This window comes from Micromonospora siamensis, assembly GCF_900090305.1.
Taxonomy (GTDB): Bacteria; Actinomycetota; Actinomycetes; order Mycobacteriales; family Micromonosporaceae; genus Micromonospora; species Micromonospora siamensis.
In genome coordinates, this window is sequence record NZ_LT607751.1 from 1,915,700 (window position 1) to 1,940,359 (window position 24,660).

The 24,660-nt window shown below is 72.9% G+C and carries 25 protein-coding genes; 13 read left to right on the forward strand and 12 right to left on the reverse strand.

Annotation, left to right across the window (positions count from 1 at the left end):
- Position 1 precedes the first annotated feature (1 nt).
- Together GA0074704_RS08830 and GA0074704_RS08835 are read right to left on the reverse strand one after the other, a co-directional pair.
- On the reverse strand, positions 2 to 517 hold the full coding sequence (locus GA0074704_RS08830; RefSeq protein WP_157743630.1) for a hypothetical protein: 516 nt from the start codon (positions 515 to 517) through the stop codon (positions 2 to 4).
- Between the two features lie 144 nt (positions 518 to 661).
- Positions 662 to 1,513: an aldo/keto reductase gene (locus tag GA0074704_RS08835; RefSeq protein WP_088970049.1), complete on the reverse strand. Its 852-nt coding sequence runs from the start codon at positions 1,511 to 1,513 to the stop codon at positions 662 to 664.
- Between the two features lie 963 nt (positions 1,514 to 2,476).
- On the opposite strand from GA0074704_RS08835, the gene GA0074704_RS08840 reads away from it, so the two are divergent.
- On the forward strand, positions 2,477 to 3,067 hold the full coding sequence (locus GA0074704_RS08840; protein ID WP_088970050.1) for a hypothetical protein: 591 nt from the start codon (positions 2,477 to 2,479) through the stop codon (positions 3,065 to 3,067).
- A 257-nt stretch (positions 3,068 to 3,324) separates the two neighbouring features.
- Here the strand turns inward: GA0074704_RS08840 and GA0074704_RS08845 are convergent, their stop codons facing one another.
- Together GA0074704_RS08845 and GA0074704_RS08850 are read right to left on the reverse strand one after the other, a co-directional pair.
- Positions 3,325 to 4,509: an endonuclease gene (locus GA0074704_RS08845; protein WP_088970051.1), complete on the reverse strand. Its 1,185-nt coding sequence runs from the start codon at positions 4,507 to 4,509 to the stop codon at positions 3,325 to 3,327.
- A gap of 40 nt (positions 4,510 to 4,549) precedes the next feature.
- Positions 4,550 to 5,524, reverse strand: a complete 975-nt coding sequence (locus tag GA0074704_RS08850) for a LysR family transcriptional regulator (RefSeq protein ID WP_088970052.1) — start codon at positions 5,522 to 5,524, stop codon at positions 4,550 to 4,552.
- Positions 5,525 to 5,562: 38 nt separating this feature from the next.
- On the opposite strand from GA0074704_RS08850, the gene GA0074704_RS08855 reads away from it, so the two are divergent.
- Complete coding sequence (locus GA0074704_RS08855) at positions 5,563 to 6,441, forward strand: serine hydrolase (RefSeq protein WP_088970053.1); 879 nt, start codon at positions 5,563 to 5,565, stop codon at positions 6,439 to 6,441.
- A 154-nt stretch (positions 6,442 to 6,595) separates the two neighbouring features.
- Entirely contained in the window at positions 6,596 to 7,576 is a 981-nt protein-coding gene (locus GA0074704_RS08860; RefSeq protein ID WP_088970054.1) for an MBL fold metallo-hydrolase, read from the forward strand.
- Between the two features lie 42 nt (positions 7,577 to 7,618).
- Here the strand turns inward: GA0074704_RS08860 and GA0074704_RS08865 are convergent, their stop codons facing one another.
- The gene (locus GA0074704_RS08865; RefSeq protein ID WP_088970055.1) at positions 7,619 to 8,158 is read right to left on the reverse strand and encodes a DUF1697 domain-containing protein; all 540 of its coding nucleotides are present in this window, start codon (positions 8,156 to 8,158) and stop codon (positions 7,619 to 7,621) included.
- A 108-nt stretch (positions 8,159 to 8,266) separates the two neighbouring features.
- On the opposite strand from GA0074704_RS08865, the gene GA0074704_RS08870 reads away from it, so the two are divergent.
- On the forward strand, positions 8,267 to 9,367 hold the full coding sequence (locus tag GA0074704_RS08870) for a hypothetical protein (RefSeq protein ID WP_088970056.1): 1,101 nt from the start codon (positions 8,267 to 8,269) through the stop codon (positions 9,365 to 9,367).
- Positions 9,368 to 9,383: 16 nt separating this feature from the next.
- On the opposite strand, the gene GA0074704_RS08875 is transcribed toward GA0074704_RS08870, so the two are convergent.
- Complete coding sequence (locus tag GA0074704_RS08875; RefSeq protein ID WP_088970057.1) at positions 9,384 to 9,866, reverse strand: hypothetical protein; 483 nt, start codon at positions 9,864 to 9,866, stop codon at positions 9,384 to 9,386.
- A 253-nt stretch (positions 9,867 to 10,119) separates the two neighbouring features.
- Positions 10,120 to 10,683, reverse strand: coding sequence for an SOUL family heme-binding protein (locus GA0074704_RS08880; protein ID WP_088970058.1), 564 nt, complete (start codon positions 10,681 to 10,683; stop codon positions 10,120 to 10,122).
- A gap of 217 nt (positions 10,684 to 10,900) precedes the next feature.
- Between GA0074704_RS08880 and GA0074704_RS08885 the strand changes: the two genes are divergently transcribed.
- Positions 10,901 to 11,308 (forward strand): hypothetical protein, encoded by a 408-nt coding sequence (locus tag GA0074704_RS08885; RefSeq protein ID WP_231926795.1) that lies wholly within the window; start codon positions 10,901 to 10,903, stop codon positions 11,306 to 11,308.
- A 115-nt stretch (positions 11,309 to 11,423) separates the two neighbouring features.
- Here GA0074704_RS08885 and GA0074704_RS08890 read toward each other — a convergent pair whose 3' ends face one another.
- Positions 11,424 to 12,206, reverse strand: a complete 783-nt coding sequence (locus GA0074704_RS08890; RefSeq protein ID WP_088970060.1) for a D-Ala-D-Ala carboxypeptidase family metallohydrolase — start codon at positions 12,204 to 12,206, stop codon at positions 11,424 to 11,426.
- 219 nt (positions 12,207 to 12,425) lie between these two features.
- Here GA0074704_RS08890 and GA0074704_RS08895 point away from each other — a divergent pair, with 219 nt between their 5' ends.
- Complete coding sequence (locus GA0074704_RS08895) at positions 12,426 to 13,067, forward strand: DUF6642 family protein (protein ID WP_088973551.1); 642 nt, start codon at positions 12,426 to 12,428, stop codon at positions 13,065 to 13,067.
- A 48-nt stretch (positions 13,068 to 13,115) separates the two neighbouring features.
- Positions 13,116 to 13,580, forward strand: a complete 465-nt coding sequence (locus tag GA0074704_RS08900) for a PPOX class F420-dependent oxidoreductase (protein WP_088970061.1) — start codon at positions 13,116 to 13,118, stop codon at positions 13,578 to 13,580.
- A 3-nt stretch (positions 13,581 to 13,583) separates the two neighbouring features.
- Here GA0074704_RS08900 and GA0074704_RS08905 read toward each other — a convergent pair whose 3' ends face one another.
- Positions 13,584 to 14,225: an NAD(P)-dependent oxidoreductase gene (locus GA0074704_RS08905; RefSeq protein WP_088970062.1), complete on the reverse strand. Its 642-nt coding sequence runs from the start codon at positions 14,223 to 14,225 to the stop codon at positions 13,584 to 13,586.
- Between the two features lie 46 nt (positions 14,226 to 14,271).
- Entirely contained in the window at positions 14,272 to 15,504 is a 1,233-nt protein-coding gene (locus GA0074704_RS08910) for a serine hydrolase domain-containing protein (protein ID WP_088970063.1), read from the reverse strand.
- A gap of 73 nt (positions 15,505 to 15,577) precedes the next feature.
- Between GA0074704_RS08910 and GA0074704_RS08915 the strand changes: the two genes are divergently transcribed.
- The gene (locus tag GA0074704_RS08915; RefSeq protein ID WP_088970064.1) at positions 15,578 to 16,171 is read left to right on the forward strand and encodes a pentapeptide repeat-containing protein; all 594 of its coding nucleotides are present in this window, start codon (positions 15,578 to 15,580) and stop codon (positions 16,169 to 16,171) included.
- Between the two features lie 7 nt (positions 16,172 to 16,178).
- On the opposite strand, the gene GA0074704_RS08920 is transcribed toward GA0074704_RS08915, so the two are convergent.
- On the reverse strand, positions 16,179 to 19,013 hold the full coding sequence (locus GA0074704_RS08920) for a hypothetical protein (RefSeq protein ID WP_088970065.1): 2,835 nt from the start codon (positions 19,011 to 19,013) through the stop codon (positions 16,179 to 16,181).
- 143 nt (positions 19,014 to 19,156) lie between these two features.
- On the opposite strand from GA0074704_RS08920, the gene heR reads away from it, so the two are divergent.
- From heR to GA0074704_RS08945, 5 genes are all read left to right on the forward strand, one after another.
- On the forward strand, positions 19,157 to 19,918 hold the full coding sequence (gene heR, locus GA0074704_RS08925; protein WP_088970066.1) for a heliorhodopsin HeR: 762 nt from the start codon (positions 19,157 to 19,159) through the stop codon (positions 19,916 to 19,918).
- A 143-nt stretch (positions 19,919 to 20,061) separates the two neighbouring features.
- Positions 20,062 to 21,006 carry a hypothetical protein gene (locus GA0074704_RS08930; protein WP_157743631.1) on the forward strand — a complete coding sequence of 315 codons (945 nt, stop codon included), beginning with the start codon at positions 20,062 to 20,064 and terminating at the stop codon, positions 21,004 to 21,006.
- Positions 21,007 to 21,076: 70 nt separating this feature from the next.
- Positions 21,077 to 21,514, forward strand: coding sequence for a nitroreductase family deazaflavin-dependent oxidoreductase (locus tag GA0074704_RS08935; RefSeq protein ID WP_088970068.1), 438 nt, complete (start codon positions 21,077 to 21,079; stop codon positions 21,512 to 21,514).
- A gap of 720 nt (positions 21,515 to 22,234) precedes the next feature.
- Entirely contained in the window at positions 22,235 to 22,600 is a 366-nt protein-coding gene (locus GA0074704_RS08940; protein ID WP_088970069.1) for a hypothetical protein, read from the forward strand.
- A gap of 97 nt (positions 22,601 to 22,697) precedes the next feature.
- Entirely contained in the window at positions 22,698 to 23,012 is a 315-nt protein-coding gene (locus tag GA0074704_RS08945) for a hypothetical protein (RefSeq protein ID WP_088970070.1), read from the forward strand.
- 48 nt (positions 23,013 to 23,060) lie between these two features.
- On the opposite strand, the gene dacB is transcribed toward GA0074704_RS08945, so the two are convergent.
- Positions 23,061 to 24,641: a D-alanyl-D-alanine carboxypeptidase/D-alanyl-D-alanine endopeptidase gene (gene dacB, locus GA0074704_RS08950; RefSeq protein WP_088970071.1), complete on the reverse strand. Its 1,581-nt coding sequence runs from the start codon at positions 24,639 to 24,641 to the stop codon at positions 23,061 to 23,063.
- Positions 24,642 to 24,660 lie beyond the last annotated feature (19 nt).

The window sequence follows — 24,660 nt, forward strand, 5'->3', positions numbered from 1 at the left end:
CTCAGTGTCCCGCCGGTGCGGCGCGGTGCCGGTTGAAGTAGGCCCGGCTGCTGCGCGGGGCGATCAGCAGGATGAACATCAGCGCGGGTACGGCGGCGACCGCCAGCGCCAGGGGGGAGCCGTTCGCCACCAGTTCGTACGCGCCACCGATCAGCAAGAACACCGTCTCGATGCCGAGGAGCACCAGCAGGATGATCCAGGCCGTGCGGTTGCCCTGCCGGACCCGCCGCACCAGCACCAGCATCAGTACGTAGAGGGTGATCACCACCGCGAAGACGACGAAGGCGATCGGGTGCACCGGTGGGTTCCCCTGGACCAGCTCCGAGATGGCGACGACGAAGAACAGGACCGGGCTGACCATGGCCAGACCGATCAGCACCGTGAGCAGGGTGGTCACCTTCGAGACCGCCCCTGGCAGGTCGGGACTGTCGTGCCGCCGCGCCCAGCGCAACCGGGCCGGTGGCTGGCCGGCCGTCGGGCCCAGGTGTGGCCCCGGCGCGGTCTGATCCATGCTCACGTCTACCCCGCTGCGTCCTCAGTGGATACTTGCTGCGGAGAAGAATACCCGTCGATGGGCCTGGTCATGCCCGGGTTCGCTCCCGTGTACGCGGAAAGGGGGCCCGATCGGGCCCCCTTTCCCTGCGCCGTTGCCGCCGGCCCGTTACGCCGGCACGTAGTCGAACGTGTCGGGGTTCGGGCCCTGCCGGCCGGCCTCACCCTTGTTCAACCCGTCGATCCGCTTCATCGCCGCGTCGTCCAGCGTGAAGTCGAAGATCGCGAAGTTCTCCTCGATCCGCTTCGGCGTGGTCGACTTCGGGAAGACGATGTCGCCGCGCTGCACGTGCCAGCGGAGCGTCACCTGCGCCGGGGTCCGGCCGACCTGCTGGGCGATGTCGGTGATGGTCGGGTCGTCGAGCACCTTGCCCTGCGCGATCGGCGACCAGGCCTCGGTGGGGATGTTGTGGGCCTTGCCGTACGCGCGCACCTCCTCGTTGCCGAAGTACGGGTGCACCTCGATCTGGTTCACCGCGGGCACCACGTCGGCCTCGGCGGCCAGTCGCTCCAGGTGGGCGACCTGGAAGTTCGAGACACCGATCGACTTCACCCGGTCGTCGCTCTTGAACTCCTCCAGCACCTTCCAGGTGCTGACGAAGTCGCCGTCGTAGAGGGTGGGCAGCGGCCAGTGGATCAGGAACAGGTCGAGGTAGTCGAACTTCAACGCCGAGAGGGTCGACTCGAACGCCTTGCGGGCGTCGTCCGGGCGGTGGAAGCCGTTGTTCAGCTTGCTGGTCACGAAGACGTCGTGGCGGTCCAGGCCGGACTCGCGGATCGCCTGGCCGACCTCGGCCTCGTTGCCGTACATCTCGGCGGTGTCGATGTGCCGGTAGCCGACGTCCAGGGCCGTGCGTACGGCCTGCACGGTGTCCTTGGGCTCGATCTGGAACACCCCGAAGCCCAGCTGCGGGATGGTGTTGCCGTCGTTGAGGCTGATGTCGGGAATCGGGTTCGCCATGCCGGCTCTCTCTCCCATCGTCAGGGGCGCCCGGTCAGCTGTGGGGAGCGTTTCCACGCCCGCGCCGGGCACCTGTCACGGCTGCTGTTCTACCCGCTCGGATCGGATCGTCACAGGTGGGTGAGGTGATCTGGGACATCGGGCGTGAGCGCCGGCCTGGTGCGTCGGTCACTGCCGGCCTGGTCCCGGCCGCGGGCGAGGCGGCGGCGGACCAGACCGGCGGCATGGCCGTCCGGCGCCTACAGACTTGAGAGCGTGGATGACTCACCGCCGGCTCGACGCTCCGATGACCTTCGTGACGGCATGGTCGGCCAGCCCGTCGGGGAGCGATCAGTCCGGCGGCCGTCGGCTGCGCCGGCCCAGACCACCGGACGTAGTGCGCCGGCCCAGATACCGGACATAGTGCGCCGGCCCAGACACCTTGCCCGGACCAGACAGGCCGCCCGCTGGGTGAGTCATCTGTGCTCTCAAGTCTGTAGTCCCCCGAAGGGCGACCCGCCGCGTCTGCGAGAAGGGCGGGTGTCCCACGCACTCGACCGGCGTGGGCGCGGGGGAGATCCGGCCAGCGGCCTGATGGTCTGGGGCCGGCCCGGTGGTCTGCGCCGATTGTCCGAATCGCGGGTGACCGGTGGCACCCGGGCGGTGGAATGGCGGCCGGGGCCGGGTCGTTACATCATCTGGACGACCGCAGCAGCGCCCCCGGCTGCCAGCGCCGATACCTACGGGATCGGGTCGGGCCCCGGAATGATGTGGGGCCGGCGGTCGTTACACATGGTCCGCCGCCACGATGGACCCCCTGGTTCGGGTGAGCAGGCTAGAGGCCGGCCGCGATGAGCCCCGCCGGGTCCGTGGCCGTGCCGGACACCCCCCAGACTTTCCCCCCTTGTCTGAGCGCCTGACGTGGTGCTTGCCCGTCACCCGACCCCCATCGGGTGGCGTGCCAACCCCGAATGGAGCTTTCCCATGAACACGATGCTGACCAAGAGCGTGCTGGGTATCGCTGGTCTGGCTTTCGCCGGTGGGATGGCCGCCGGCCCGCTGAACCACGCCGACACCACCCCCACCACCGCCGCCCTGACCCCGGTCGCCGTCGTGCAGGCCGACAAGCCCGACGCCGGCAAGCTGATCCCGCACGGCGTGCAGGGCACCCAGTCGCACATCGATCTGAACGACGAGCAGACCGCGAATGTGAAGGCGATCATCGCCGCGACGAAGAAGGCCGGTCTCCCGGAGCGGGCCGCCGTGGTCTCGATCGCCACGAGCCTGCAGGAGTCGAAGCTGGAGAACCTGGGCCATCTGGGCGACCGCAACGACCACGACTCGCTGGGCCTGTTCCAGCAGCGCCCGTCCAGTGGTTGGGGAACGCCTGAGCAGATCATCGACCCCGAGTACTCCACCCTGGCGTTCCTGAAGGGTCTGAAGCAGGTCGACGGGTGGCAGGACATGCCGCTGACCGACGCCGCCCAGACGGTGCAGGTGTCGGCCTACCCGGATGCGTACGCGCAGTGGGAGCAGCAGGCCGCCGACCTGGTCGCCCAGCACTGGAACAACTGACCGCAGACATGAACGACACGCTGGCCGGCACCCCTGACGGGCGCCGGCCAGCGGCATGTCCAGCGCAGATCTTGGACACTTGCCGTTCGCCACGAACAGAAACCGTCCAAGATCCGAACCGCCCCGCGCGGGCGTACCCGAAAACAAGCGCGGCCGACGGACGGCGGCCGACCGTGGCGGGCTCGGGGGCGAGCGTCCCCGGCGCAGGGATCAAGCCTGACCGCCCGGAGCCGGGGACGGTCGCCCCCGAGCCCCGCTCAGAGCCCCCAGATGGCAGCAGCCCACTCCGGATGATCGATGAACGGATTGCGGTTCCCCTGCCAGCGCTCGTAGATCCGCTGGTTGCGACGCTGCTCGAAGGCGTCAGGCGGGTCGAGCTTGTTCCAGGCGAGCAGCACCGAGATCCGGCCCAGGTACGGTGCGGTGCCGTTGGTGACGGAGTCGTTCATCTCCAGGTCGGGCCAGCCGTCGTCGCCCTCGTAGCGGACCGCCATGTACATGATCATGCGGGCGACGTCGCCCTTGACGGCGTTGCGCGGCTCGAAGGAGTCCCCGTCGGTGTAGCAGCCGGGCGCCTCGGCGACCGCGCTGCCGCCGGCGTCGAAGTCCTTGTTGCCGCGCAGCGAGTTGACCGACACGTCCTCGGGGCGCAGGTGGTGCACGTCGGTGCCGGGGCCGGTGGTGGTGCCGAAGTCGCCGTGTGACTTGGCCCAGACGTGCTCGCGGTTCCAGTCGTCCACGCCGCCGCCGTTGAGCGTCTTGCTCTGGGAGCGTCCGGTGTAGAGCAGGATGACGTTGTTGGCGTTGGCCGGGTCCTGGTCGGTGTCCTTGAGCGCCTCCCAGACCTGGTCGTAGCTGAGCTTCGTCTGGGTCCGGATGATCGCGTGCAGCGAGCTGCGCAGGGCGGTGCCGGTCTTGCCGACCGCCGTGGCGTAGTAGGTCGAGTCGTACGGGCCGGTCGTCGAGGTGGCGGTGGGGGTCGGTGAGGGCGACGGCGAGGTGCCGCCGCCGAGGGCCATCGCGGTCGGGCTCTTCAGGCCGCCGTGGCTGAAGTACGCGGTCAGCGTCCCGGTGGCGGTGACCTGCCTGCCGCGCAGCGTCGGGTTGGTGAGCAGGCCGAAGTTGGCCCGGTACGCGGTGGTGACCTGGACGTAGAGCATCCGGGCGGTGCTGGTCTCGGTCGCGGTGTCGGCGATGGCGATCGCGGTGTCGGCGGTGTAGTTGCTCGTGATCACCGTGGTCGAGGCGGTCGGCTGGCCGATGACGTAACCGGTGACCGTGGCGGTCCGGCCGTCCTGGGCGGCGAGGGCCTGCGCCACGGTCAACGTGGTCGCCGCCGATGCCTGGCTGGCCACCACGACGGGGGTGGTGACGGTGACGGCCAGCACGAACGCCGTGATCAGGCGCCCGGGTCGCGAGCGGGTGACGCTCTTTATATTCATGAACGGCGATGTTAGTCGGGCGGGGGTGAACTGCGGGAGATCACGGGGGCAACTCTTCGCCCTGCCCGGCCTCGAAGAGCACCGGCCACGGACGCGCGGCGGACGCGAGCGGCGCTGGTCCGGGTGGCTCGGTGACGGCCAGGACCTCCGCCGCGAGCTGCGCGAACATCGGCGCCGCCGGGTGCGCCGACCGGTCCGGCCAGGCCGCCGAGGTTCGCTTCACCAGCCGTACGCCGGCCAGCGGTCGCCAGGTCAGCCGGGGTTCCCGCCGGGCCAGGGTCTCCGGCTCGACGGCCACCCCGCCACCGGCGAGCAGCAGCCCGAACAGGAACTCGGGGTTGCGCGCCGGCCGGACCCGTCCGGGGGTGAAGCCGTGCTCCCCGCACACCCGCAGCAGATGGTCGTGCCAGCCCGGCGCGGTCGCCCGGGGCGCGGTGACCAGGTCCAGCCCGGCCAGTCCGGCAAGGCTCACCTCGCGTTCGCGGGCCAGTGGTGACACCCGAGGCAGCAGAACGCCCAGCGGCACCTCCACCGCCGGGCCGAGGCGAAGCCCGGTGCCGTCCACCGGGTGGTGCAGCAGCCCCACGTCGAGCCGTCCCTCGCCGAGCATCCGCACCTGCTCGGCGCTGGTCAGCTCGTGCAGGTCCACGTCGAGGCCGGGGGCCCGCGCGGTGAGCCGGTCCAGCAGCGTCCGCAGGGTCACCGCCGGGGTCTCCGGCGGTACGCCGGCCCGGAGGACCCCAAGCCGACCGTCGCGTACCTGCCGGATCAGGTTGCGCAGCCGGCGCTCGGCGGCGAGCAGCTCGTCGGCCTCGCCGAGCAGGAGCTGTCCCACGGTGGTCAGCCGCACCTGTCGACGGGACCGGTCGAACAGCTCGACCCCCAGTTCCCGCTCCAGCCGTTGGATCGACTGGCTCAGCGGAGGCTGCGCCATGCCCAGGCACTCGGCGGCCCGCCCGAAGTGCAGCTCGCGGGCCACCACCACGAAGTGCCCCAGGTGCCGCAGCAGATCCACCCGCCGACCCTATGGGGGCCGGGTCTAGCGTGAGGGGCATGGGGGTCGGGGGCCGGGTCGAGGAGATCTACGGGCAGGCGGGGATCAGCGGGGCCCTGCACGTGGTGGACGTCGACGCGCCGGCGCGGGAGGTCGCCGTCCGGGCCGACCAGCAGATCGTCATCGCGTCCGTGTTCAAGATTCTGCTGGTGCTGGAGTTCGCCCGGCAGGCCGTCGCCGGGCAGCTCGACCCGACCGAACGGGTGCTGGTGCGGGCCGCGGACCGGCTCGGCGGGTGGGGCGTGGCCGGCTGCGCCGACGACGTCGAGATCTCCCTGCGTGACCTGGCGTACTTCACCATGTCGGTCAGTGACAACACCGCCGCCGACCTGCTGCTGCGCCGGGTCGGGCCGGACGTGCCAGCGATGCTCGCCGCGGAGTTGGGGCTGCCCCGGACCCGGATCGTGGGTGGCCCCCGGCAACTGGTCGAGGTGATGCTCGCCGACGTGGGCGCCCGCGACGAGGCCGAGTTCGCCCGGATCTTCCCCACCCTCGACGCGGACCGGGTGCGGGCCATGCGGGTCTTCGACCCGGAGCGCACGACGTCCAGCACGGCCCGGGAGATCACCCGACTGCTCGGGCTGGTCTGGCGCGACGAGGCCGGGCCGCCGGCCGCCTGCGCGATGGTCCGCGAGCTGATGGGCCGCCAGCTGTTCTGGACCCGGCTCGCCGCCGCCTTCCCGCCCGGCGTCCGAGTCGCCGGCAAGACCGGCAACCTGCCCGGCCTGCACCTTGAGGCCGGTGTCGCCGAGTACCCGGACGGTCGCCGGTACGCGATCCTGGTGCACGCCCGCACCGAGCGGCTGAGCGTGCGGCGCATCGACGTGGACCTGGCGATGGGGACGGCGGCCCGGGTCGCGGTGGAGTCGCTGCGCTGAATCAGCGCCCGCCCGGCCGCCGGGGCACCTCGCTTGACCTGCGGTGATATCCGGTCCGATATCGACCGTGCCGCTGATTGATCTTGGACACGGCTGACCGGCCGGTGGTGTGGTGGACGCACCGATCACCCAGCCAACCGGGGGAGGACCCACCATGCTCGAAAACCGGCCGTACGGCCGTCGCCGTCTGCTGCGCGACGCCGCGCTCGGCGCCGCCGCCGTCTCGACCACCGGCCTCGGCGCCACCGCCGCGTCCACGCCGGCGCAGGCCGCGCCGCCGGCCGGCACCACCGGCCGCCGCTCCGGCGCGGTCAGCTTCCGCTGGTGGGGTACGTCCGGCTGGCGCATCGACATCGGCGACCGGACCGTCCTGATCGACCCGTACCTGAGCCGCTACGACACCGGGCTGTTCACGGGGGCGTTCCACCAGGACACGCCGTTGACGGTGGACACCGACGTGATCGACCCGCTGGTCGACCGGGCCGAGAACATCTTCGTCACGCACACCCACTGGGACCACTTCAACGACGTGCCGTACATCGCCGGGCGTACCGGGGCCCGGGTCTTCGGCACCCTGACCGCCTACCACCTGGGGCTGGCGTACGGGCTGCCGGCCGGGAAGCTCGCCCCGGTCCGGGGTGGGGAGGTGCTCGACTTCGGTGACTACACCGTCGAGGTGGTCGACACGTTGCACAGCCGCAACGGCTCCTGGTCGGTGGCCTTCCCCGGCGTACGGGTCACCCCACCGCCGCGGCCGGAGAAGATCTCCGACCTGCCCGAGGGGGACACCCTGGCCTTCCAGCTGCGGGTGGCCGGCGGCCCGTCGGTGTTCTTCATGGGGGCCAGCGACCTCAACGAACGCAACCTGACCGGGCTGGCCCCGGACGTGGCGATGGTCGCCTCGGCGGCCACCACGTCGACCGCCGACTACGTGCCGCGGCTGATGGCGGCGCTGGATCATCCGAAGGTCGTGGTGCCGGTGCACTGGGACAACTTCGAGACCGGGCTGACCAACCCGCCGCGGGTGGAACCGAACGACCGCAAGCGGCTGGACGCGCTGATCGAGGAGGTGCGGCGGGTGTCGCCGCGCAGCCGGGTGCTGGTGCCGGAGTACCACACCGCGTACCACTTCTGAGTGGCCCGGGAGCGGGGCCGGCCGGGCCGGCCCCGCTCCCGCTCAGCCGGCGGCCAGTTCGGCCAGCGCCCGGACGCTCTTCCAGTTGCGGGTGGTGGCGACCACGCCCAGCTGCTTCTCCAGGTGGGCGTTGGTGAACTTCGACCGGCCGTACCCGCCGTCGGGGAAGTGCTGGTAGATCTCCCGGCCGGCGACGGTGAACTCCACGTTCTCGGAGCCGGGCACGGCCAGTGCCGCCGCCTTCGCCTTCGTGGGCTGTTCGGCGAGGAACGCCACCAGCAGCCGGGTCGGGTCGTCCTGGTCCGGGTACGGGTTGCCGTCCACGATGGCCGCCAGCTCCGCGGCGGTACGGATCAGCACCGGCACGCGCAGCCCGAACTCGTCGGCGATCGCCTTCTCGATGCCGCCGGCCACCTTCGCCGGGTCGCGGGTGGGGCTGCCGAGGATCACGTTGCCGGACTGGAGGTGGGTCTTCACGTCCTCGTGCCCGAGGTCGGTGACCACCCGGCGCAGGTCGGCCATGGCGATCCGGGTGCTGGCGCCGACGTTGATCCCGCGCAGCAGGGCGACGTACCGATCCATGCCGTCAGCCTAGGCAGCCGCGCGCCGGCCGGCACGATCGCAGCGCCGGGCGCGGGCCGCCCGTTCGCCGGCCGGCCGCGCGGGCTCCGACCGACTACCGTCGTGCCCATGCGCGCTGACCTGCGGTACGCCACCGGGCTGGCCCTCGCCGGACTCGCCGCCGTCTGGTGGGCGGTCGGCGTGACCGAGCTGCAACCGCTGACCGAGCCGCTCGGCCCGTGGTCGGAGCGGCTGCTCGGCGGCCACCCCTACTGGGCCCGGGAGCTGCGGCTCAGCACGATCTTCCTGGCCGTCCTGGCGCTGGTGCTGGCCGCCGGTGGGGACCACCGGTGGACCCGGGCGGCCGTGCCGCTGGGCGGAGTGTGGGTGGTCGCCGACATCGCCGTCGACCGGGTCGACCCGCAGGGCGTACCGGCGACCGTGCTGCTGGTCGCCGTGGCCTGGGCGGGGATCGCGCTGGTGGTACTCCTGCTGGGGCGGAGGTGGGGGCGGCCCGGCGCGGTCGGCGGCTGGCGGGAGCGGCGGAGCCTCACCGGCGCCGCGTGCGTGGCCGCGGCCCTGCTGGCCACCGCGGCCTCGCTGACCGCACCGACCGGCCGGGAGCAGACCCTGGACCCGGCGGCGTACGTCACCGGGGTCCTGGCCCTGGGCCTGACCCTGGGCTGCGCGCTTGCCGCCGCCCCCGGCGCCGGCCGGGCCCGCACCGGCATCGCGGCCGGTGCGGGCGTCGTCGCGCTGGTCCTGCTCTGGCTGGCCCGCACCCGGGTCTACGACCCGAGCGGCGTCCAGTTCGGCCAGGGTGAGGCGTCGGACCGGCCGCTGATCGCCGTGCTCCTGGGTGTCGTGGCGCTGACCGCCCTGCCGCTGGTGGCCTGGGACTGGCCGGGGGGCCGGCCGCACTGGCGACGGCACCTGCTGGCCGCCGTCGGCGTGCTGCTCGGCCTGCCGGCCGTGGCCCTGCTGGCCGGCGTCGCGGTCAGCGGACTGAGGCTGGGGGCGCTGGCCACCGCGCTGGCCGGCAACGTGGTGGTCAGCGGCCCGGACGGCACCGGTGACGTGCTCTTCTCCGTCGTCGGGCTGCTCACCGGCCTGGTGATGGCGCTGCTGCTGGCCTGGCCGAACGCGCTCGGCTACCGCCGGCCGGCCGCGACCGCGGCGCCGGCCGGACCCACCGGGCCGCCACCGCCGACCGACGCCGGCCTCGGCTGACCCTCTCGGCGGTGGGTCACCACGCCGAGCGGCGGCGGTAGCCGGCGACCACCACCAGCGCGGTGCCGAGCGCCAGGGCGGCTCCACCGGTGCCGCCGAGCAGGTGCAGCGACGTGATCGACGGGCCGGTACGCGGCAACTGCGGCCGGGCGCCGGGACGCCCGCCCCACTGGCCGTACGCCCCGCCCGGGCCCTGGCCGGGCGTGGCACCCGGGCCGGTGCCCTGGCCGTACGCCTCGCCGGGGCTGGTGCCCTGGCCGATCTCGTCCGGTCCGGCGGTGCCGCGTCCGGCCCCCGGGGGCAGCCCGTCGGGGCCCAGCGGGTCACCCTGGTCCGGGTCGACCGGCTGGCTGCTCTCCAGCAGCCCGGTCAGCGCCGGTGCGGCGTTCTGGCCGGCCTCCTCGGGGGCGGCGACGGCGGCCGGCGGGTTGGTCAGCGACAGGCACAGGCCCACGGTCGCGGCGGCCATGTACAGGGTGCGGTTGCGGGTCGGGTTCATCAGCGGGTTCCTCGAACGGGGGACGACGTGTCCCCACCATTCAAGGAGTTTCGCGCCTATTGTCCCTTTCGTTCCCGGGGGCGTTCACCCGATCGGGTGGACGCCGCAGGCGCGCGGGACGCGAACATCGTTGCGAGCGAGATACCTCAGAGTCATTTTGATACCTCTGAGGCATCACGCTCACAGTTCTTGTCGCGCCGCCCGCCGTCCGACGGCCTCACCGCAACCCGCAGTCGCACCGTCGGCCGACCCGTCACTGGGCGACCGGCAGCACCACCTCGTTGCGGCGCAGGAACCACGGCTTCCACGGCGGGTCGAAGCGGGCGTAGCGGACCGCGCCGGTGGGGCTCAGGCCGGCGGCGGTGACCGCCCGCCCCAGCGCGGTGGCCCGCGCGTCGAACCGCCGGGCCGACCAGCGGCCGGAGAACCGGTCGACCGCGGCGAGCTGCTCGGGCACCTCGCGGACGGTGATCCGCGGGTCCTCCGGCTCGGGTGCGGTCGCGGCGGTCAGCTCGGCCGGCAGCACGAACCGCACCAGCCAGCAGTCCGGCTGGTCGCCCTCCTCCTGGACCACCGGCGCGGTCATCGCGATCTTCTCGGAGCCGCCCGGCTCCTGGACCACCGGCGCGGTCATCGCGATCGACCGGCGGGACCGGTTGGCGCCCCCGATGTAGCCGGCGAGCGGCCGGAACGCCTCGTTGCCGGCCTGCTCGAACGCGCCGGACACCCGGACCTCGGCCACCAGGTGCGCCGGGTAGCGGCGCAGCTCGAATCCGGGGTGCCGGGAGAGCACCTGGTACGGCTGCTGCTCGGTCATGCGCGCTCCCGGTGCCTACGGTGGGTCACCCGTCACGCTACCGCCGCCGGGCCCCGCCGGCTCGTCGACCGCGATTGAACCGTCGACCGTCACCGTCCGTACCACTGGCCGAGGATGCGGGACGGCGGGTCAGCCGTCACCGCTGCCGAGCTGCGGGAGGCCTGCCGTGCGAGTTGGTGAGCAGTCTACGGATCCCATCGACCTGATCCTGGGTGAGGTGCCGGTACCGGCACCGCTGACCCCCGAGGACGTCCGGCTCGCGGTGCGGGCGGTCGTCGTGCACGCCGCCGAGGAGTGGCCCAACGGGCCGCTGTGCCGCAACGACGGCGCCGCGTACCCGTGCCGCCTGCACCGCTGGGGCCGGCGGGTGCTGGAGAACCACGGGCTCAACCAGCGCCAGATCGAGGCGCTGATCCGGCACGGCAACCCGTTCGTGCACGTACCCTTCCCGTTCGTCCTGACCGGTGCGGCGCCCGTGCGCGCGGACCGTCCCATCCCCTCCAGCCTGCGCGGCCAGGCCGGCCGGGGCGCCGCACCAGGGGTGCGGCCCGCAATCCGGCCCGGCGGTCCCGGACGGCCGGTGGCGCCCGCCGCCACCACGCCGCGCTGGCCCCGGGCGAGCTGACGACCGCGCCGGATCGCGCCGCAGCGGCACCTCGGGGGTACGCCCGAGAGCTCGCCCGGGCCGACGCCGGTCCGACCCGGGATCCCCCACCCCGGGTCGGGCCGGCGTCCCCCGCTCACCTGCCGCGGATGCCGCAGTCCGGCGCGGACCAGCTGGTCGTGTTCGAGGAGCGGTCGTCGTTGTTCTCCCGGCGGGAGTCGCCGTGCACGTGGTCGTCATGGTTCGGGTAGCCCGGGCCGTAGAGCCCGCTGAAGCCGTGGTTGCGGGCCTCCCGGGCGATCCGGCAGAGCGACGCGCCACGGGAGGTCACGTCGGCGGCGTTGCCGTAGAGGTGCTGGCTGTCCCGCACGCCCCCGGTCCGGCTGTTGCAGGACGTGCTGCGGAAGCCGCTGATCACCCGCAGCGGCCGGTCGCCGAGGCTGTGACGCAGCGCCTCCAGCTTCCACATGGTGCGCAGGGCGTTGGCCCGGGTCCGGGCGGTGGAGAGCGGCCCGCCGTCGAAGCCACTGCCGCCGCAGCCGTCGTCCAGCTCGCCGTAGGAGAAGTGCCGTGGCGTGCAGTCGTCGTCCTGCAACTCGTAGATCTTGCCGAACGTCTGCGGTCCGGCGATCCCGTCGACCCGCAGGCCGTACGCGGCCTGGAACCGCCGGACGGCGGCGACGGTCTTCGGCCCGTACCGGCCGTTGACCTCCACGACGTCGCGGTAGCCCGCCCAGCCGGCGACCCGGATCTGGAGCTGGCGGACGTCGTCGCCGGAGCGGCCCGGCGACAGGGTGCGTTTCCAGGTGTAGCAGCCGTCCGCGTGGGCGGCCGGCGCCCCGACCACGGTGGCGATCGCGGCGCCCGGCAGGGCCAGGGCGAACGCTACGGCGACGCGCTTGCAGATGCTGACCCGCACAGGAGTCCTCCCGGTAGGAGAGCGTGGAACGGGGCGGCCCGGACCGGTCTGTCCCGTCCCTCCACCTTCGCAAGCATCTAGTGTTGTTGGCGGCTAATACCGGAATAGTCCTCATAATCTGCGTTTCCTGGGCGTTCGCTGGCAATTGTGGGCCTCCGCCGTCCCGTCGGTGCCCCGGAGTAACCTCACCGGCGGGCTGACGGACGCGCGGAGGTGACGGTGGCTCGGGGAGGCGTCTTCTGCGTCGAGGGCCAGTGGCACCGCGACCTCAACGAACGGGGCTCTGTGCTGCCCACCCTCGAGCTGCTGGAACGGCTCGGCCGGATCCGGTTCATCCACAAGGACGCCGCCACCCGCGACGAGCTCTTCTACTTCCTCGACCGCTGGCTGCTCAAGCAGTACGCCGACTACCGGGTCGGGTTCTTCGCCATGCACGGCGAGCCCAGCCGGCTCTGCCTCACCGACTGGGACTCGGTCGACCTGACCGACGTCGCCGAACGGATGGCCGGTCGCTGCGACGGCCGGCGGCTCTACTTCGGCAGCTGCTCCGTGCTGCGCGCCCCCGACGCGGTGCTGCGCGACTTCCTCGACGTCACCGGCGCCGCGCTGATCTGCGGCTTCACCCGCGAGGTCGACTGGGTGGAGTCCGCCGCCTTCGAGACGGTGCTGCTCGACGTGCTCGCCAACGGCCAGCGCCACAACGCCGCCGAGCTGCGGATGGGCTCGGCGCACTGGGCGCCGCTCGCGTCGTACCTCGGCTTCCGGGTGATCTACGCCAACGGCCGGGCCTGGCGGCCCACCGTACGCCCGCGGGTGCCGGCCCAGCCCACCGCGCGCCGCGCCGCCGGCCGCCCACGCTGACCGCCCTCGGCCCGGCGGTTGTCCGCCCGGCCTGGTAGAACCGGGGGCATGGCACGCAGCATCGCGACCAACACCAAGGTCGACCGGGACGCCCTCACCGAGTTCCTCCGCCCCCGGCACAAGGTCATCCTGATGACCACCCGCGCCGACGGCCGCCCCCAGTCCTCGCCGGTCTCCTGCGGCGTCGACGCGCAGGGCCGGCTGGTCATCTCCACCTACCCCGAGCGGGCCAAGGTGACCAACATCCGGCGCAACCCGCAGGTCTCGGCGTGCGTGCTCTCCGACGACTGGAACGGCCCCTGGGTGCAGGTCGACGGCGCCGCCGAGGTGCTCGACCTGCCCGACGCCCTGGACCCGCTGGTGGAATACTTCCGCAGCATCTCCGGCGAGCACCCCGACTGGGACGAGTACCGGGCGGCAATGGTCCGCCAGGGCAAGTCGCTGATCCGGGTCACCGTCGAGCACTGGGGGCCGATCGCCACCGGTGGCTTCCCCGCCCGCCTCGCCGACTGAGCCTCAGTACGCGGCGGTGAACCGCATGTTCTCGAAGCGCGGGTTCTCGATCTCGTCGACCACCGCCACCGCCAGGTCCTCGTAGGTCAGCACCGACCGGCCCTGCGCGTCGGTCACCGGCTCCTCGGTGCCGGTCCGGTAGTGGCCGGTGCGCTCACCCGGATGGAACTCCAGCGGCGGCGGGGAGACGTACGTCCAGGTCACCCCGTCGGCCGAGGAGCGGTACCAGGCCAGCGCGTCGGCCTGCCCCAACGCGGACTCCCGGTACTCCGCCGGAAAGTCCGGCTCGTCCAGGAACGGGGTGCCCTTCGCCGTCAGCAGGGTCGAGCCGCCGCCGACGTGGATGATCCGCGGCGCGGCCGGGACGTCGCGCAGCACCGTGGTCAGGGTCTGCGCCGCGTCCCGCCACAACGCCCGCTCACCGCCGCCCACCGCCACCACCATGACGTCCGCGTCCGGCGCCAGCTCCCGCACGCTGCGCGCCGAGGTGACGTCGCCGGTGACCACGCGTACGCCCGCCGGCAGGTAGCTGGTCGCCTCCGGGCGGCGCACCGCCGCGATCACCCGGTGCCCCCGGTCGAACGCCTCCGCCGTGATCCGCGACCCCGCGGTGCCCCCGGCACCGAACACCACCACGTTGCTCATGGCTCCCAGGCTAGGGAGGCCGACGGCGGCGGCGGGCGGTAACGGCTCAGTCGACCAGCGCGGAGTAGACCAGCTGGCGCAGCTGCGAGCGCAGCGGGTACGTGCTCGACGGCATCAGCTGGGTGAACAGCAGGGCCGTGACCTCCTCCACCGGGTCCACCCAGAACGCCGTCGAGGCCAGCCCACCCCAGTAGTACTCGCCGACGCTGCTCGGCACCCGCGCCGGCACCGGATCCTGCACCACGGCGAAGCCCAACCCGAAGCCGATCCCGTCCATCACCGTCTCGGCGAACCCGGTCGGGGCGAACGACGCCAGGTCCTGGCCGCCGGGCAGGTGGTTGCGGGTCATGAAGCGCACCGTGCGCGGGGAAAGCAGCCGCACCCCGTCCAGCTCGCCGCCGCGCAGCAGCAGCTGGGTGAACCGGTGGTAGTCCGCCGCGGTGGAGATCAGACCGCCGCCGCCGGAGAGGAAGAGCGGCTGCGCCAGCGCCGCGCGGCCGATCCCGTCGGCCCGCACCAGGCGCCCGGTCGCCGGGTGCGGGGTGTAGAGGGCGGCCAGCCGCTTCGCGTCGGCCTCCTCCACCCACCAGCGGGTGTCCGACATGCCCAGGGGCCGCAGGATCCGCTCGGCGAAGAACCGGTCCAGGGACTGCCCGGAGACCACCTCGACCAGCCGGCCCAGCACGTCGGTGGCCACGCTGTAGTTCCAGCCAGTGCCCGGCTGGAACATCAGCGGCAGCTGCGACAGCCCCACCGACGCCGCCGCCAGATCCTGACCCGGCGGCACCCACAGGTCGTACCCGGCCGCCCGGTACAGGCCGTCGATCAGCGTGCTCTGCGCGAAACCGTAGGTCAGGCCGGCGGTGTGGGTGAGCAGGTGCCAGACCCGGATCGGCTCGACCGCCGGCACCGTGTACGGCTTGAGCAGCGAACCCTTGTCGAAGACCCGGACGTCGGCGAACTCCGGCAGCCACCTGCTGATCGGGTCGGTCAGCTCGAACCGGCCCTCCTCCCACAGCATCATCGCCGCGACCGAGGTGATCGGCTTGGTCATCGAGTAGATCCGCCACAGGGTGTCCGGCTCCACCGGGGTGCCGGCCTCCACGTCCCGCTGGCCGTACGTGCTGGCGTGCGCGATCTCGCCACGCCGGGTCACCACCACCTGCCAGCCGGCCAGCCTGCCGTCGTCGACGTACCTGCCGAAGTGCTCGTCGATCCGCGCCAGCCGCGCGGGGTCGAAGCCGATCCGATCCGGGTCGATGGTTCGTGCCACAGTCACCCGCCGAACCTACCGGCCGGTACGCCGCTCCGGGAAGAGTGCCGTTGTCGGTGGTCGCCGCTAGCCTGGGCCGATGCCGGAGACGACCGAGGACGCCACCTTCCACGACGAGGACTGGTATTCCGAAGAGCTGGTCGACCGGCACTTCGTCCGCTGCTCGTTCCAGCGCGTCGACCTGACCGAGGCGCTCACCCGGGGCGCGGTCTTCACCGAGTGCGACTTCGGCAACGTGAAGTTCAACGCCTCCCGGCACGCGGACTCCGCGTTCACCCGCTGCACCTTCCGACGGTGCAACTTCTTCGACGCCGAGTTCACCGGCTGCAAGCTGGTCGGCAGCGCCTTCACCGACTGCGACCTGCGCCCGCTGCGGGTCGACGGAGGCGACTGGTCCTTCACCACGCTGGTCCGCGCCGACCTGCGCGACGCGGTGCTGACCGGCGTACGCATGCGCGAGGCCGACCTGACCGGCGCCGATCTGACCGACGCCACCGTCACCCGGGTGGACCTCTCCGGCGGGCAGCTCGACGGGGCCCGGCTGACCGGCGCCGACCTGCGCGGCAGCGACCTGAGCGCGCTGGACCCGACGACGGTGGAGCGGGCCGGGGCGCTGGTGGACCCGGAGCAGGCGGTGGTGCTGGCCCAGGCGCTCGGCTTCCGGATAGGCTGACCGGCCGTCACGGCTCGGTCTGCTCGTCGGCAGGATCGACCGACCGGACGTTCATGCCGACGTCCCGGAGCAGATCGACCAGCTCCTGCCAGCTGCCGGCGTAGAGCATGCACAGCCGCGAGTAGTCGTCCGCGGAGAACGGCTCGTCGCGCACGTCGCGGCCGCGCAGGTACTCGGTGGTCGCCTCGTCCCGGCGCCGGCCGATCGCGGCGATCGCCGAGCCCCTGACCCGCAGTTGGTCGAGGATGTCCTCGACTTCGTCGCCGGTCAGTTCTCCCACCCGCACCGCCAGGTCCGGCCGGTCGTCGCGCAGCGCGTCCAGACCGTCGATCACCAGGTCGTCGTAGATGGCGATCGGTGGCGGAAAATGCTTCTCCGCGGTGGTCACCAGCCTCGCCGCCTGGGTGACCAGGCGACCGAACTCGGCGCGGTCCTCCCAGAACAGCCCCCCGTCCTGGGCGATCCGCTGCACGACCCGCCACGTGTCGGTGTCGAGTCGCACCAGGCGGCGGAACTCGTGGAAGTCCATCTTGCTGCCCTTGTCCCGTCGACAGTGCCAGTTGCTCTCCAGCAGCCTGGCACCCTCCACCAGCAGCCGCTTGGTGTACGCGGCCACCCGTACCCGGCTGACGTCCTCCGGTCGCAGCAGGACCGGTTTCATCGGTTGGTACGCGTCCTGCTGGAAGAACCGGAACTCCACGTGGTTGCGCAGCCGGGCCAGGTCGGGATCGCTGCTGGCAATCCACGTCCGCAGCCGGGACGCGGTACCCGACTTGGTGTCGGACTGCACACCGAGCCGTCCGGCCAGACCGCTCTCGGTGCGCATCAGCGCCGCTCGCAGGCTCTCCACGGCCCGGTACGTCAGCGCCTCGACATCCGGCTGCGGCGCACTGTCCCGCACGCACGGTCCGAGGGCCCGACTCCGGTCGCTCACGGTGGTGTAGCCGCACAGTGCGAACGCGGACACGCAGCCGGCCGCGTAGTAGTCGAGGTAGTCCAGGGGTATCAGCCTGTTCCTCCGGCGCTGCGCGCGGCCGACGACGTAGTCCAGCAGGTTGGGGCTGGCCGGCCAGCCGACGGCGAGGGCACGGGCGGCCTTGCGCCGCCGGCCCCACACCCACCACGCGCTCAGGCATCCCGCGTCGGCGAGCGTGAAGACCATCTCCGGCGGAGTCCGCCACTCGTCGGTCTCCTCGTCACGCCGCTGACGGAACAGGGCGTGCATGAACCGCAGCGGGACCCAGACGTCCCGCAGCATTCGCAGCCGCCGCCAGCTGACCCCGGTCTCGCCACCGAGCCGCAGCACCCGGACGAGGCGGGCGTCCTCGTAGAGCCGGTGCGCCTCCTGCCAGGACGCGAGCAGCAGCAGCACCCGGGCGCTGCGGGGGTCGTTCAGCATCCGCCGCACGGTCGACTTCGCCTGGTCGCGGATGCCGTCGGCGGTCCGGTCGAGCACCGCTGGCCAGTACCGCTCGGCCATCGCCGCACAGAGGCGCTCCCGGTTCTGGGCCCGGGCCTTCTCCCGGCCGGAGTGCGTCTCGTCCGGCTGGAACACCACGGGTGGCGGCCCGGGCGGGAAGAGGTCGTCGACCACCCGGTCGGCGTAGCCGAGCGCGCGGGCGTACTGCAGGCGCAGCTTCACCCACTCCGGATGCCGGCGACTCAGGCGCCAGGTGGTGGCCGCGTACCGGAGCGGATGCAGCAGCCGCTGCCGCTTACGGGACCAGAGCGCCCCGGTGTAGCGCCCCTCGAGTTCTACGATGCCGAGCGCGCCCTGATAGGTCTCGAGCGCGTCGAGGAACAGGCCCAGGTCCTCCTGGACGCTGCCGACCATCAGCCGGATGTCGATGTTGAACGGGTCCAGCAGCAGTGCCTCGCGGTACCACCAGAGCGCGTCGTCCAGCTGCTGGGCGTCGTGTCGCTTCTTCGCCTCGTTGTACGTCTCGAACAGCTGCGCCGGCATGTCCCGCCCCCGCCACTTGCGCCACGGCGGGGTGTTCGCCAACTGGGTGACCGGCACGATCTTGGCCATCGCCCAGTAGGCCGCCTTGCAGGTGGCGTCCTCCCAGCTGTAGCCCCACTCGGTGGTGGTGGCGCTCCCGCTCGCGCCGACGAGCGAGGTCACCGTGACAGAGAGGCCGTACTGCGGCTTCTGCGTTCGCATCTGCAATGTGCCCTTGATCTGGTACGCCTTCTTCGGCCAGAGCCGGCCCATCAGTTTCATCAGGACGCCCGGGTCGAGAAGGTTGCCCCCGCCCTGGCCAAGGACGTCGAAGAAGCCCTGCGGCGGGGGATCGGACGGTCCGGCGTACGGCGGGTAGACGCTGGTCTCGGCGATCTGCCGGCAGAACCGGCTGCGTAGGTAGGTCCTCTGGTTGTCGGGCTCACCAGTGCCGTTGTCGAATTCCTGCACGTCCACCGGGCCCGGCCGGTACACCCAGCTGTCCTGGCGCCACCGGCGCCACACCATGAAGGTCACCACCAGCACGAACGAGGCCACCAGCCGCTGCCAGACGGCCTTGTCCGCGGCGAACGGGATCGCCACCCCCTCCATCGTCCGTCTGAACAACCGGCCGAGGAAGGCCACCGTCGCGTCCAGGTCCGATCCTGGCCTCCCCAACGGTGTCGGCTTCGACGTGTCGCCGGTCGAGGCGAGGATCGTCAGGGCAACCAGCGCCGCGAGCGAGGTGACCAGCGCGGCGGTCAACCACCGGTGGGGATGGGGGACCGGCAGCTGGGACGGGGCGGTCCGGGACTCCCGGTTGAACCGGTGCGGGCTGCGCTCGTCCCAGGACAGCGGCCGGTCCATGTCGCACGGGTCCGGCCCCCGCAGCCGCCACATCCGACCGTCGCCTCCCTCCGAGGGCCGCCCTGACCTGCGCCTTCAGCCTAGGGAGGCGGTCCGGCCGGCGGGCCGGAAACGCGGACGGCCGAATCCTCCCGATCGTCCGTCGCGGGCACCGACCGGGACCTAACGTCGGGCAGGTGGGAGACGCCGAGGCAGCGGACCGCTACCGGCGGCTGCGATGGTTCAACGTCGTGGTCGGCCTCCTGCTGGCCGCCGAGGGGCTGTTCATGTGGGCGGCGAGCAACGACCTCGCGCTGCCGGTCACCGCGTCGTATCTGACCGCCGACCCGGTGACGTTGCGCGACGGCACCCTGCCCGAGACGGTGTTCCGGATCGCCGTCGGGCCGGCGGTCGCGGTGTTCCTGCTGCTGGCCGCCGTCGACCACTTCGCGGTGGCCGCGCCGGGGGTGCACCGCTGGTACGAGCGGCGACTGGACCGGCGGGCCAACTACGCCCGGTGGATCGAGTACTCGGTCAGCGCCTCCATCATGATCGTGCTGATCGGGCTCTTCGTCGGGATCCGCGACCTGGCGGCGGTGATCGGGCTCTTCGCCGCCAACACCGCCATGATCCTGTTCGGCCTGCTGATGGAACGACAGCAGCAACCGGGCCGCGCCGACTGGAGTGCCTTCTGGTTCGGGTCGCTGGTCGGGCTGGCGCCCTGGCTGGCGATCGCCATCTACATCGCCCAGCCGCCCGAGGTGCCGACCTTCGTCTACGCGATCACCGTCGTGCAGTTCGTGCTCTTCGCCGGGTTCGCGGTCACCATGGCCCTGCAGTACGCGCAGGTCAGGCGGTGGCGTGACTACCGGGTCGGCGAGGTGACGTACATCCTGCTCAGCCTGGGTGCGAAGTCGGCGCTGGCCTGGCTGATCTTCGCCAACGTGCTGCGGACCTGAGTCGGACGACCGCTCCCGGTCGGTAACGAACAGGACACGGCCACCGTTCGATCCGTGGCGAACCGGGCGTTCCGGTGACAACGTGAGACGGCTTGAGTCGTCCTCGCGACCGCGGGACGGGCCGGGGCGTGGCGGAGGTGCGGATGGCCGCGGGGGAGCGCAACTGGTCCGGCGTACGAGGGATGGCCGGCGATCGGCGGCAGCCGGCACCGGCGTCGCACCGGTCCGCCGGTCCGGTGCCGTGGCGCCGCCTGAACCGCCGGTCCGGCGTCCACCTGCTGGTCGGCTTCCTGGTCTTCGGCTGTCTCGTCGCGCTGGTCTCCTACCTCGGTGCGGCCCGGGATCCCGAGCCGGCCGGCACCGAACCGGCCGGTCCCGGTGCCGGCCCGGAACGCCCCGGCGCCGCCTTCCCCGGCAACCCGACGATCGGCGCGGCGGCTCCCGCCTCCCCGGGGCTGCGCCCGCGTCAGCGGCCCACCCGGCCGCCCACCCCCACGCCGCGGCCCAGCCCCACGCCCACGGCGGCTCCCACCTCGGCGGCGCCACCCCCGGCGCTCACCGTGGTCGGGGCCGACGTGCCGGCGACGGTGGACCTGACCGCCGTCGGCACCACCGACTGGGTGCACTGGGGACCGGTCGACGGGGTGGACGTCGTCCGCCGCCGCGGCGGCTCGGGGGAGATCGTCGACGAGGGCGGACCCGGGCCGCGCGGCGGCTACGACGCCAACCCGGAGGGGTTCGGCTGGCGCGACGGCGACCCGGTGGAGCGGGTGGACTCCACCATGGCCGGGGCCAACTCCTGCGGCGTCGGCAACGGCTTCCGGCTGGCGGTCGCCGGCAACGGCGCGGAGCGTACGGCGGTGGTCTACGCCGGGGTGTGGATGGCGCGCGGACGGCTCGACCTGCGGCTCTCCAGCGGCGGACCCACCACCAGCCTGCGGCTGGAGGATCCGCACACCAGCCACACGGCCCAGTTCACCGTCCGGTTCCGGGCCGCCGCGGGCGTTCGGCTCCAGATCGGTTGGACCGTCGAGGAATCCTTCACCGGCTGCGGCAACGTGGGCCTTCAGGCGGTCGCGCTGCGCTGATCGTCGCCCCGCGGCCGGTCGGTCGCGGGTAGCGTGAACCGGACGAGAAGGTCAGATCCGGGAGGCGACGATGACGTCGAGCGAGCAGGTGCTGGACAGCCCCGAGGGGTGGGTGGCCGACCACATCCGGCGGTACGTCGAGACCGACGGCGCCGAGGGGCACGAGTGGCGGCCCGGTGTTTTCACCCTGCTGCTGACCACCCGGGGCCGGCGCAGCGGCAAGCTGCGCCGCACGGCCCTGATCTACGGGCGCGACGGCGACGCCTACCTGGTGGTCGCCTCGCAGGGCGGCGCCCCGCAGCACCCGGCGTGGTATTTGAACTTGCTCGCCGACCCCCAGGCCGAATTGCAGGTGGGCGCCGAGACGTTCCCGGTCCGGGCGCGTACCGCCGGCCCGCAGGAGAAGCCGCGGATGTGGTCCACGATGACCTCGATCTGGCCGGCGTACGACGAGTACCAGACCAAGACCGACCGGGAGATCCCGGTGGTGGTGCTGGAACGCGCCTGACCCCCGGCCGGGGGAGCGGTCACCCCCCGACTGCGGGAGGGGCCGGTCGCCGACCGTCGCGAGGCTGGACGGCATGCGACTCACCCGCCCCGAGCCCGCCGCGCCGAAGCCCGCGGTCCTGCCCTACGCCGTGCTGGCCTGGGCCGTCGGCTACGGCGCGCTGCGGCTGTGGTGGGCCGTCACCGGCGGGCAGCCCTTCCCGCCGTTCGGCTCCGACCTGGTGGTGTTCACCGGCTGGTGGTCGGTCGGGCTGTGTGCCGCCGCCGGACTGGTCGGTGCCGGGCTTGCCGGTGCGCGTCGCTGGCACCCCGCGCTGGCGGTCGCCGGGTGGGTGGTGTGCGGCGCGGTCGTGGTCGCCTGCGTGCTGCTCCTGCTCGACCTGGTCGGGCTGCTGATCCTGCACCCCACGCCGGCGTTCACGGTGGGTGGCTTCCTCGGCCGGCTGGGCTGCCTGACCGGCGGGTTGCTGCTCCACGCGGCCGTGCTGGACCATCGCCGCCGGTACCGGGGCGGCTGCCCCGACTGCGGTCGGACCGGGCCGGGCCGGTCCGCGGCCGGCGGCGAAGCGGTCGAGCGGGACGGCGTTCCGGGTGGGCGGGCCGGCTCGGTGCCCGGCTGGGCCCGGGCCGCCGCGTGGGCGGCCGTCGGTGGTTGCCTGCTGCGGCTGGCCGCCCAGGTCGCGGTGGGCTTCGACGGCATGCCGCTGGCCCGGGCGCCTCCATGCTGGTCTTCGAGGTCGGTTTCCTGCTGGCCGGGGTGCTGCTGCCGCTGGCGCTGGTGCACCGGTGGGGTCGGATCTGGCCGGGCTGGGTGCCGCTGCTGGCCGGCCGCCGGATCCCGCCGGCCCTGCTGCTGGTCCCGGCGGCGGTCTTCGCCGTGGGGCTGGTCGGCTACTTCGGCGTCGGGCTGGTCGACCTGGCCGTCGAGACGGTCACCGGCACCTTCGACCCGGGCGACGGCCGCTTCCCGCTGGGGTTCTTCTGGGTGGCCGAGCCGGCGTACTGGGTGTGGGGGTGGGGACTGGGTGTGGCGGCGCTCAGCTTCCGCACCCGTACCCGGCCGGTGTGCCCGGGGTGCGGGCGCTGAGCACACCGCCGGGACAGTTTGTCCGTCGCGGTGCGTCGAGCGGGTCGTAACTTTCTGCTGTCGACATCCCGACGATCCCCTGTGGAGGCTCGTTCCGATGACCAGCAGTGCCGTCCGACCAGTCCCACCGACCGCCGGTCGCGAGGTGCTCCGGGAGATCCCGATGCCCCCGCAGGTGACCGGCGAGGACGTCCAGTTCGCCGTCCGGGCGGTGGTGGTGCACGCGCCACGGCGCTGGTCCGGGGGCACGATCTGCCGCAACGACGCCCACCCGTTCCCCTGCCGGCTGCACCGGTGGGGGCGACGCGTGCTGACGCTGCGCGGGCTGCGCCCGGCCGAGATCGACGCGCTGGTCGAGCGGGGCGACCCGGGCGCGGTCGTGTCACCCCGACCCACCCGGCCGGTGGCCTGACGCCGACCCGCCGGTGCCCCGTCCCGCCGACGAGGCACCGGCGGGAGCTCAGCAGGCGATCGGCTTCACCCAGGAACACTCCAGGCCCTCCGGCACCCGCGGCGCGTCCGGCGCCGCCGCCGGCGCCACCCGCACCGTGGTCCCGCTCTTCTCCGAGTACGCCGCCAGCGCGATCGCGATCTGGTCCTCCAGCCCCTTCACCGACGAGGCCAGGTAGTTGTTCAGCACGATCGAGAAGGCCAGCACGTGCCCGTCGGCGTCGGTGGCGTAGCCGGAGAGGCTGGACGCGCCGGTCAGGCTGCCGGTCTTGGCGTGCACGTTGTCCGCCGCCGCGGTGCCCCGCATCCGGCTGCGCAGCGTGCCACCGACGAACCGTTCGGCGTTGCCGGCCACGGGCAGAGCCGCGTACCAGGTGGGGAACCAGGGTGCGGTGCGGACCGCGGCGAGCAGGTCCACGAACTCGGCCGGTGGGATCAGGTTGCGCCGGGACAGGCCGGAGCCGTCGCGCTGGCGCAGGGTGCCGGTGTCCATCCCGGCGTCGGCGACGTACTCGCTGATCGCGGCGAGGCCGGTCGACCAGCTCCCGGTGCCGGAGATGATCCGCCCGATCTCCTTGGTGAGCACCTCGGCGTGGCCGTTGTTGGAGAGCTTGAGGAACGGCGTCATCAGCTCGGCGAGGGTCATCGAGTCGTGCCGGGCGACCGGAGCGGCGTCGGTCGGGGTGGCCCGGCCGAGGACGGTCGACCCCAGCACCCGTACGCCGTGCCGGCGCAGCGCGGCCCGGAAGACGTCGGCGGCGTACCCGGTCGGCTCCCAGACCGTCATCCACTCGTCGACCGGGTCGTCGCCGGCGGCGATCTGGCCGGTGACCACGATGGTGTTGGTGCCGTGCCGTCGCTCGATCGTGAGGTCGGTGCGGCCCTCGGCCACGGTCTCGGCCCGGTTGTCGATCCTCAGGTATCCGTTGGGCGGGGTCATCGTGACGGCCGGTCGGTCGCCGGCGGTTTTGCCCGGCGCGGCGTGCACGATGACGGTGCCGGCGTCGTAGTCGGTGTCCGGGGCCACGGTCAGCGCGGAGACCTGCGCCGCGTAGTAGTACGACTCGTCGTCCCAGGTCCAGTCCGGTCCGAGCCGGCTGTCGTCGTAGCGGGTGTCGTCGGCGACCAGGTTCCCGGTGACCACCCGTACGCCGTCCGCGGCGACCTGCGCGGCCAGCGCGTCGTAGTCGCCGGCCAGCATCGTGGGGTCGCCGCCGCCGCGCAGGTAGAGGTCGCCGGCGACCAGGCCGGCCCGCCGGCTGCCGGTGCTGCGCACGTCGGTGGTGAAGCGGTGACCGGGGCCGAGCAGGGCCAGGGCGGCGGTGGAGGTGAGCAGCTTGGTGTTGGAGGCGGGCACCAGCCGCCGGTCGCCGTTGCGGTCGTAGAGGGTCTGCCCGGTGCTGGTGTCGACCACCACCACGCCGGCCTGCGCGCCGTCGAGCCGTGGGTCGGCGAGGACCGTGTCGATGGTGGCGTGCAACCGTGTCTGGGCGGGGCTGGGGGACTCGGCGGTGGCGGGTGCGCCGGTGGTGGCCGTGGCGACGAGCAGCGCGGTCAGCGCCAACCCCCGCCCATAGTGACGACGATGCATGCGTCGATGGTCGCACGGA